Genomic DNA, 10355 nt, shown 5'->3' with positions numbered 1-10355 from the left:
GAGCCGTATTTCCATCAAGAAACCCGAATCCCGAATAAAGATGATAAGAAAGAGCCATATTCCCATCAAGAAACCCGGACCTCAAATAAAGTTGACTTACAGTATCATTCAAAAGACTCAGCTTATACCAAATACATGCAATCAGATATAGAAGGTATTCTTAGATCCGCTCACTTTTTCAAAGTTCTGCTGCAATATCCTTTGTATGGTCACATTAGAAACGATTTTTCCAGTCCAATCATGGACGAGGTGTGTAGTTAATTTTACATTTGGGAAGAGTATTTTTAGCTGTGAGATGCCGCGTAATACCCCTGAGTGGCAGGTTTCCTTTGTTTCGCATTTTTTACAATATAATGTATTGATTTTGCGAATAACGAACTCTCTGCACTCTCCGCACCAAATTCCCTTCCGCAAATTCTCATAGTTATAGTTGTATTTCGAGCGATAAACGTCACTTTGTAGATTTAATGAAAGGAGTTTTTCGGCAATTTGATCGTGCGTGCGATTAAGTTGGGCTGGTGTGCTGTTTAGGGTCTCGATATAGCGGTTGATTTGCGGGGGCAGAATGATATTTTCACGTGGCGGCAAGCTATAAATCATGAATTCGGGATTTACAAACACGAGGTGGTATTCAATAGGTAATCGTATGTGGTGCTTCTTACAGAACTGCCTTAACAGGGATTCATTTCGGCGGACCTGCAGAAGGGGATCTTTAATTTCATTTCCGGATGAACTGTACCATTGATTATTATTAATGTGGAAGTCGCCTTGATAGTTTTTAATTTCAAAGGCTAAGATTATATTTTCAAAAATGCATAGTGCGTCAATTTGAAAGTATGTGTGATTTATTTCAAGTGTTAAATCATATAGAATGAGTACATTAGAGGTTAATTTTCGTAAATGTGTTTCCCATTTTTTCTCTCCCTCAGCTCCTTTTTGCAAATTTTCTAGATATTGTCTTTCTTGCAAAGGTAATTTCGCGCGATTGTTGAGGCATTCAAGGAAAGTAAGTTGGTCAGGGGGAGAAAGAGGTTTTACAATAGACATATATATCATCCTTTCAACTTTGTTCTACTAAAATTATATAAAAATATCACGCACGAAAAAAGTCCTTCTCTTTTGTAGAAATTTACAGGGTTTTGGCAAGAAAAAGCGAATATAAAGTAGAAGAAGGACAGATTTTGGCGAATTTCGCGGACATCGTGACGCTTTCATACAAACAAAGATAGAACAGGGGGAAATATGATGACAGAAAAGATGCATCCGGTCATTGAGCAGGTGCTCTTGAATATAGAGAAGGTTATGATTGGCAAAAGAAAAGTGGCTGAATTAAGCTTAGTTGCATTGCTTGTTGAAGGTCATGTGCTCCTGGAGGATGTTCCGGGAGTAGGAAAAACAATGATGGTGCGGGCTCTCGCAAAATCGGTTGGGGCAAATTTTAGAAGAATCCAGTTCACGCCAGATTTGCTTCCATCAGATGTGACGGGGGTTTCAATTTATAATCCGAAAGAATTAGAGTTTCAGTTCAGACCAGGACCAATAATGGGAAATATTATTTTAGCAGATGAAATCAATCGGACTTCGCCGAAGACCCAATCGGCGCTTTTAGAGGGGATGGAAGAAAGCAGTGTGACGATTGATGGGGTGACACATATTCTAGGAAAACCATTCTTTGTTATGGCAACGCAAAATCCAATTGAATATGAAGGAACATATCCTCTTCCCGAAGCGCAATTAGACCGCTTCCTTTTAAAAATGAAGATGGGCTATCCCGCTCCTGAGGATGAAATTGAGGTGCTGACCCGGGTTCAAAAGCAGGCGCCAATAGAGAAAATCGAATCCGTTATTACACTGGAGGCACTGACAAGTCTCCAGGAACAAGTAAAGGAGGTATATGTCGACGACTCAATTAAGCGATATATTGTTGAGCTAGCGGATCGTACGCGCAAGCATGCCAGCGTGTATTTAGGGGTGAGCCCCCGAGGATCAATTGCTTTAATGAAAGCGGCTCAGAGCTATGCATTTATATATGGGCGCGACTATGTATTGCCTGATGATATTCAATATTTGGCCTCTGCTGTGTTTGTTCATCGCATTATTTTAAAATCAGAGGCAAAATTTGAAGGAATCACTGCCGAACAAGTAGTGGAGCGCATTGTTGCAACAACGCCAGTCCCGGTTCAAAAGGTAGTGAAATAAAATGAAACGTCTCTTTTTCATTATTAAAGACGTATGGAAACTGATTGTGCTTTTTCTGCTGATTATCATTACCTTTTCATACGCGATGTTTCAAGGCGGATTTGTGAGCTGGTTTCTTTTTTATAGCTTCTTGCCGTTTGGCTTCTATGCGTTGGCACTGGCTTTCGTTCCGATTCAAAATTTTGAAGTGGAGAGAGTGTTGACGAAAAATGAATTCAATGCGGGTGAATCTATTGAGATTACTTTAACAATAAAAAGGCACACCGGTTTTCCGTTATTTTATTTGATTGTGGAGGACAAGCTCGGCCGTGAACTGCGTTTACTTAAACAAAGAAGCAGTGAAAAGAAGCTCTTGTTTCCTCGCTTCCAGAAAAAGTTAACTGTCCACTATCTAATGCGGAATCTACCAAGGGGGGAGCACTTTTTCCAGCATGTCCGCTTGAAAACAGGAGATCCGCTTGGGTTAATTGAACGGGAGGTATTCATTCCGCTAGAGGACCGAATACTCGTCTATCCTGCTTATGAGGAAATCACCTATCGTCCTTTTGAAAATCATTATGATCATGGGATGACAGCGTCGAATGAGCGGGTGCAGCGTGATACTTCTATGGCGACAGGCGTTCGGGAATATCAGCCTGGTGACCGCTTTTCATGGATAAATTGGAAAGCATCAGCAAAGCGAAATGATATTATGACGAAGGAGTTTGAGCAGCGTAAATCTCATGATGTGTTTATATTGATGGATTGTACTCCTGAAAGCCGCTTTGAGATTATCGTCGCATTTACCGCATCCTTAGTAAAAGCGATTCTTCGTAAAGGTGCCCAGACTGGGTTTCTCTCTTCTTCATCTGAAAGAGTGGAATTTCCTATTCGCGGAGGAGATGGTCAGCTGCAGCAAATTCTTTATCATTTGGCGAAAGTAAAGGATAACAGCGAAGTCACAGTAGATATAGTATTAGAATCAGAAAACTTTTTATCGCAGCAAAATTATAATCTAATGCTGGTTACTTCACAATTGACGAAGCAGCTGCTCGAAAAGGCAAGCTCTTATTCGTCAAGCAAAGGAAATGTGACGATATTTTTAATGAAGAAAAAAGGAGAATCCCCTTCGAATTCAGAGCTCTCCTTGCATCAAATGGCGAAAGCAAGAGGAATACGAATGGCGATGATTCATGATGAGCGTTTTACTGAGGCATTCTCGGAGGTGAAAAGAGGATGACAGAGTTTAAAGTGAATAGTCGGCTATCTTCATTAATATTATATCTTTTTGGTTTCTTGCTATTATGGGAATGGATTAGACCGGTTGAACAATTGACAGATACGTCCAATGTATGGGTTTTTCTTTTATTTCTTTTAATTGCCTTATTTTTAGACTATATTGGTTTGCATTATATGATTCGCTTCATATTAAAAGGCGGAGTTATTCTTTTTGCGCTCTATATGCTTTATTATACGGAGACTCTAGGTCCGTTTCAGTCGTTATCTTTTATGATAGAGGAATTCTTTTATAATTTCTCAGTCATGCTGCAAAGAGACTGGCCGGAATTAACCAATATGTTTCGAAGCTTTCTATTTTTTGTTCTGCTTTGGCTAATGACTTATTTAATTCAATATTGGCTTATCAACCGCAGGCAAATATTTGTATTCTTCCTGATGACGCTCATTTATATAACGGTGCTTGATACATTTACACCCTACAATGCCGAATGGGCGATTGTGAGAACAGTCGTCTCAGGATTCTTGATTATGGGAATACTTACTTTTTACCGTGAATTGGAAAAAGAAGAAATTAAAAAGGGGAAGGCGTACACCAGGAAATGGACGCTTCCATTAATTTCCTTTATTTTTGCAAGTTTTGGACTCGCTTATGCCGCACCAAAGGCAGATCCTATCTGGCCAGACCCCGTTCCGTTCATTACTTCTTTAAATGAAGAGAGCGGCGGTAGTCCTACTGCCGGAATTCGGAAAATTGGCTATGGAGAAGACGATTCGAATCTAGGCGGTCCTTTTCTTCCAGATAATAAAGTCGTGTTTGAGGCTGAGATGGAGTTTCGCCATTATTGGAAGGTGGAAACGAAGGATGTCTATACAGGGAAAGGCTGGGTGCCATCAGCTGAAGGGGAAGAAAAAATTCCTTTCTCTATGGGCGAAGAAACACCGATTGAATCGTTTGTAGATAATGGAAATGTGCAGACAACGGAGCATTCGAGCTTTGTTCAGATGCTTTCTACTTATCCTCATGTCATGTATCCGCTGGGGGTAACAACGGTGGATGGCGATCGGCAATACTCAATGGAACTAAATCCTACACTTGAAAAAATAGAAACACCTTCTTCCAATCCAGGTTTTGTAACTGACTATTCTGTTAGCTATGAACGGCCGCGCTACAGTGTAACAGCATTAAGTGCGTCGAATAATGAGAATCATGGTTTAGATTCAGAATTTTACGAGCGGTATACACAGCTCCCTGATAATTTGCCGCAGCGTATCCACGACCTTGCAGCTGAAATCGTTGCAAATAGTGACAATTGGTTCGATCAAATTAGAGAGATCGAACGGTATTTCAGCCGCTCAGGCTATATTTATGATCAAAGAGATGTAGCTATACCAGGGCCAAACGATGATTATGTTGATCAATTCTTATTTGATACGCGCCGCGGCTATTGCGATAACTTTTCTACCTCAATGGTTGTATTAGCTAGATCTGCTGGAATCCCAACGAGATGGGTAAAGGGGTATACTGAAGGTGAAATGATTGCTTCTGGCACCGACGATAGAAACAGGTATGAGATTACCAATAATAATGCCCATTCATGGGTAGAAGCATATTTTCCAGAGGTTGGCTGGGTTTCATTTGAACCTACTCAAGGTTTTACGAACAGTGTTCAATATAATTTTGATATGAACGATGATAATAACAGCAGCCAGCAGCAAGAAGAAACGACTGATCAACCGAATGCGCCTGAATTGGACGAAAATCGAACGCCGACTGATGGACAATCTGACAAATTAACCATTACGGCAATATGGGATAAAGTGAAGGATGTCATTAATGACTATTGGAAGATAGCAGCAGGCATATTGGCTATACTAACAGCGTTAATTGCGGCTGCCTATTATAAAAGAGGAAGATGGCTTCCGTATTTTTATACTTGGTGGTTTAAGCGCTCAAAAAAGGATGAGCAATTTATTAAAGCTTACTTGACTCTTTTAAATGAGCTAGAACGATACGGCTTAGCTAGAGAGAAAGGTCAGACGTTAAGAGAGTATAGCAAAGTGATTGATCATTCGTTTGAAACAAAGGATATGAGTAGGCTGACTGCAAAATATGAACAATACTTATATCGCGGTTCGCTTGAAAAAGGAATATGGATAGACACACAGAAATTGTGGGAAAATTTAATTAAAAAGACAATAGCTTGACCGGAAAATTAACCTGTTGTTAAAATAGTTGAATGAGAACTCGCATACAATTGTGTGCGATAATCATTTAACTAAATGAGTGTAACCTTCATATATCCTCGATAATATGGTTCGAAAGTTTCTACCAGGTCACCGGAAATGATCTGACTATGAAGGCAGAATATTCTAAGTGCAACAATGGAAAAAACTAGAATTCTGCCTTCTGTATTATTTGAGGAGAAGAACTCTAGTTTTTTTATTGTTTAATTGAAGTCTGGATGTTTCATTTTTGTCTGGGTATGATATAAATAAGTGAAAAAACTTGGTAACTCTTCAATTATGAAGTGAATAAAGGAATGAATCTTCCAAATCATTCTATAAATGTTGATGAGGTGAACAGCGTGACGGGGAAAGTAGAATTGCATGATCAAGAGATGATCGTTGTACTTGACTTTGGAAGTCAATACAATCAGTTGATTACACGTAGAATAAGGGAATTTGGTGTGTACAGTGAATTGCACCCACATACAATTACAGCTGAGGAAATTAAAAAAATGAATCCGAAGGGAATTATTTTCTCTGGCGGTCCTAACAGTGTATACGGTGAAGGTGCGTTCCGTTGTGATGAGGAAATATTCGAATTAGGCCTTCCTATCTTCGGTATTTGCTACGGCATGCAATTAATGACGATGCATTTTGGCGGAAAAGTAGAACAAGCTAAGCATCGTGAATACGGCAAAGCGGTTCTTAAACTGCAAAACCAATCTAAATTATTTGCTGACCTTCCAGAGGAGCAAATCGTTTGGATGAGCCATGGCGACCTTGTTGTTGAAGCGCCAGAAGGATTCACAATTGATGGAACAAACCCATCTTGTCCTGTTGCGGCTATCAGTGATGAAGCGCGCGGACTTTACGGCGTTCAATTCCATCCGGAAGTACGCCATTCTGTATACGGCAATGATATGCTGAAAAACTTTGTATTCGGCGTATGCGGATGCAAAGGCGACTGGTCAATGGAAAACTTCATTGAAATCGAAATGGAAAAAATCCGCCAAACCGTTGGCGATAAAAATGTACTATGTGCACTAAGCGGTGGAGTAGACTCTTCTGTAGTTGCTGTATTAATTCATAAAGCGATTGGCGATCAATTAACATGTATTTTTGTTGATCATGGATTATTGCGTAAAGATGAAGCTGAAGGAGTAATGAAAACATTCTCTGAAGGCTTTAACATGAACGTAATTAAAGTAGATGCAAAAGATCGTTTCTTAGATAAGCTTAAAGGTGTAAGTGATCCAGAGAAAAAACGTAAAATTATCGGTAATGAGTTCATCTATGTATTCGATGATGAAGCTACGAAGCTAGAAGGCATCGATTACTTAGCACAAGGAACTCTTTATACTGATATTATTGAGAGCGGTACGGCTACTGCACAAACAATTAAATCTCACCATAATGTTGGTGGTCTGCCGGAAGATATGCAATTCCAACTAATCGAGCCGTTAAATACATTATTTAAGGATGAAGTGCGTGCTTTAGGTACTGAGCTTGGCATTCCTGACGAAATCGTTTGGAGGCAGCCATTCCCAGGTCCGGGTCTAGGTATCCGTGTATTAGGTGAAATCTCTGAAGAAAAACTTGAAATCGTTCGCGAATCAGATGCGATTTTACGTGAAGAAATTAAAAATGCCGGCTTAGAACGTGACGTATGGCAGTACTTCACTGTCCTACCTGACATCCGCAGTGTAGGTGTAATGGGTGATGCGCGTACGTATGATTATACAATCGGCATTCGTGCAGTTACTTCCATCGACGGAATGACTTCTGACTGGGCAAGAATTCCTTGGGATGTCCTTGAAATCATCTCAACTAGAATCGTAAACGAAGTATCGCATATTAACCGCGTAGTTTATGACATTACAAGTAAGCCACCAGCAACGATTGAGTGGGAATAATAAACAAAGCCTTAGCGGTCCATTTAGGATTTCTAAGGCTATTTTTAAATAAGGGAGAATGATTAAATGACACTTTATTTAAGGAAGGCAGCCATCGGGGACTTGGACATGATGATGTCAATCATTGACCAAGCACGTGAGGTCATTATTAAACGGGGAATACCTCAGTGGCAGGATGGTGATGGTCCAAGCCGCGAAATTTTTACCGAGGATATTAAACGGGAGCAAGCTTACGTATTCATGCTTGACGATCAAATAGTGGGGGTAGGCACCATCCTAACGGAACCTGATGAAGCTTACGATAAGATGAAAACATGGAATATGGAATTTTCCGGTTATGCATCAATCCATCGAGTAGCAATTAACCCTGATATCCAAGGCCGAGGGCTGTCAAAAATGTTATTAAGCTTTCTTATAACTGCAGCTAGATTGAATGGATATCAGGACATTCGAATTGATACTCATCCTGAAAATAAAATCATGCAGCATGTCATTCAAAGTAGTGGTTTTCAATTAAAAGGGGAAATTGAACTAAGTGTGCCAAATGGAGAGAGACTTGCGTATCAATTGATTTTATCTTGAGACAGCGTAATTATTTGTGATTGTAAAAATATTCTGGATTGCAACTCTTACTGTATTGTTATATATTGAAGTAATTAGAACTATAGATTGTTCTTTTCTCGTTGGGAAATGGACAATACACGAACATTGGTAAAAAGCGGACATTAAAATGTTCGCTTTTTATATTGACTAGGTCTTTTTTAACTGCTAATATTATATTGAAATTAAATAAGAGATAAAAATATCTTCGTATAATAATGGGAATATGGCCCATAAGTATCTACCAAGTTACCGTAAATAACTTGACTACGTGGTATGTGCATTTGACAAAGGATAGTTATGGCTATTTTTATTTTTTCTTTCTATTATCCTTCGTTTTTTGTACGGACCCAGTTGTCAAGACTTCGGTATCTTAACCGGAGTTTTTTTAATGCCAACTTTTAGGGGGAAAAATAGAAATGAAGAAATATTTCCAGTTTGAAGAACTAGGAACAACATACCGCCGCGAAATCATTGGTGGTATTACAACATTCTTAGCAATGGCTTATATTTTAGCAGTCAACCCAATGACATTAACATTGGCGGATGTACCTGATCTGCCAGATAATATGAGAATGGATTACGGTGCTGTATTCGTAGCAACAGCCCTTTCTGCAGCAATCGGGTCCCTTATTATGGGGCTCATAGCCAGATATCCAATCGGTCTAGCACCTGGGCTTGGTTTGAACGCATTCTTTGCCTATACTGTTATTCTAGTAAATGGTATGCCTTGGACTCACGCACTTGCTGCCGTTTTTATCTCTAGTGCTTTCTTTTTAATCTTAACTTTGACAGGTCTGCGTGAAAAATTAATTAACGCCATTCCATTTGAACTAAAAATTGCTGTAGGAGCCGGTATTGGTTTGTTTATCACATTTATTGGCTTTCAATCAGCGGGTATTATAGTAAAAAATGAGGCAACACTTGTCGGGCTTGGTGATTTAGGTAATCCGAATACGTTATTAGCTATCTTTGGTATCATCGTTACAGTTATCTTGATGACAAGAGGAATCAAAACAGGAATTTTCTTCGGTATGGTTATTACTATGATAGTAGGCTGGATCTTTGGATTAATTAATACGCCTGAACAGGTTGTAGATACAGTACCAAGTGTAGCGCCAACTTTTGGTGCATTGTTCTCAGCTTTCGGTGATCCGTCATTCTATACAACAGCAATGCTTGGTGTAGTGCTAACTTTCTTATTCGTAGACTTCTTTGATAATGCCGGTACATTAATGGCAGTAGCCAACCAAGCTGGGTTTGTAAAAGATAATAAACTGCCTCGTGCAGGTAAAGCATTATTTGCTGATGCAACTGCATCTATGTCCGGTTCTATTTTTGGTACATCAACTGTTACCTCTTTTGTTGAATCATCTGCCGGTGTAGCGGCGGGTGCGAGAAGCGGGTTTGCAGCAATTGTTACAGCAGCATGCTTCGTGTTATCATTGTTCTTCTTCCCGCTACTGGAAGTTGTAACATCAGCTGTAACAGCTCCAGCGCTTATCATTGTTGGAATCTTAATGGTGTCATCATTAGGTCAAATCGATTGGAATCGTTTCGAAATTGCAGTTCCATCTTTCTTCACAATGATTACAATGCCATTATCTTATAGTATTGCAACAGGTATCGCGGTTGGGTTTATCTTCTACCCAATTACAATGATTGTTAAAGGAAAGGCTAAAGAAGTTCATCCGGTTATGTATTTCTTCTTCCTTGTCTTCCTGTTATATTTAATCTTCCATTAATAGAGATAAGTGAAAAGCCGCAGATTTTTCTGCGGCTTTTTTTATATGTTATACCTTCATAGATATTTTACTTAGTAGAATCTTTTATGATTGCAGTGTGATTAGTTGCGTCCTTTTCCTAACAAAGTGTGCTGTATAGAGGGGACTATATGGAAGTTTGATAGTATGAGTTTTTTTATGTTTAGTTGATGGTGATAAGAGGTAATTACATAGTAAGAAAATATATTAAAGAAATTTATTATATTTTGTTGACGATGCTTACTATGGGTGTTATTATAGTAAAGCAGTCGTTGATGACGACAACAACGAAAAAACATTTTAAAGAAGTTGTTGACAGAATGATTGCTAGTATGATATATTAATAAAGTCGCCTCTGAAGCGGCGAGATTGATCTTTGAAAACTGAACGAACAAAAAACGTCAACGTTAATTCTAAAAACAGCTGATTATACAGC

At 39.2% G+C, this 10355-nt stretch carries 7 protein-coding genes and 2 riboswitches; of the genes, 6 read left to right on the top strand and 1 reads right to left on the bottom strand.

Going from position 1 to position 10355, the window contains the following annotated elements; genetic code table 11:
• Nucleotides 1-141: 141 nt before the first annotated feature.
• Entirely contained in the window at nt 142-1047 is a 906-nt protein-coding gene (locus CWS20_RS26860) for a nuclease-related domain-containing protein (protein ID WP_066193114.1), read from the bottom strand.
• 195 nt (nt 1048-1242) lie between these two features.
• Between CWS20_RS26860 and CWS20_RS26855 the strand changes: the two genes are divergently transcribed.
• From CWS20_RS26855 to CWS20_RS26830, 6 genes are all read left to right on the top strand, one after another.
• Nucleotides 1243-2199: an AAA family ATPase gene (locus tag CWS20_RS26855; protein WP_066193115.1), complete on the top strand. Its 957-nt coding sequence runs from the start codon at nt 1243-1245 to the stop codon at nt 2197-2199.
• 1 nt (nt 2200) lies between these two features.
• The gene (locus tag CWS20_RS26850) at nt 2201-3418 is read left to right on the top strand and encodes a DUF58 domain-containing protein (RefSeq protein WP_066193117.1); all 1218 of its coding nucleotides are present in this window, start codon (nt 2201-2203) and stop codon (nt 3416-3418) included.
• Nucleotides 3415-5622 (top strand): transglutaminase TgpA family protein, encoded by a 2208-nt coding sequence (locus CWS20_RS26845; RefSeq protein WP_066193119.1) that lies wholly within the window; start codon nt 3415-3417, stop codon nt 5620-5622. The genes CWS20_RS26850 and CWS20_RS26845 overlap by 4 nt, the downstream gene beginning before the upstream one ends.
• Nucleotides 5623-5690: 68 nt before the next feature.
• Nucleotides 5691-5792: riboswitch (purine riboswitch) on the top strand.
• Nucleotides 5793-6035: 243 nt separating this feature from the next.
• Entirely contained in the window at nt 6036-7556 is a 1521-nt protein-coding gene (guaA, locus tag CWS20_RS26840; RefSeq protein ID WP_172939424.1) for a glutamine-hydrolyzing GMP synthase, read from the top strand.
• A gap of 66 nt (nt 7557-7622) precedes the next feature.
• Entirely contained in the window at nt 7623-8138 is a 516-nt protein-coding gene (locus tag CWS20_RS26835) for a GNAT family N-acetyltransferase (RefSeq protein ID WP_066193121.1), read from the top strand.
• 206 nt (nt 8139-8344) lie between these two features.
• Nucleotides 8345-8446: riboswitch (purine riboswitch) on the top strand.
• 129 nt (nt 8447-8575) lie between these two features.
• Nucleotides 8576-9901, top strand: a complete 1326-nt coding sequence (locus CWS20_RS26830) for an NCS2 family permease (RefSeq protein WP_066193123.1) — start codon at nt 8576-8578, stop codon at nt 9899-9901.
• The last annotated feature ends 454 nt before the right edge of the window (nt 9902-10355 follow it).

Origin of the sequence: Cytobacillus horneckiae, assembly GCF_002835735.1 — a bacterium.
Lineage (GTDB): Bacteria > Bacillota > Bacilli > Bacillales > Cytobacillaceae > Cytobacillus > Cytobacillus horneckiae.
This window is presented reverse-complemented; position numbering and strand designations above follow the sequence as displayed.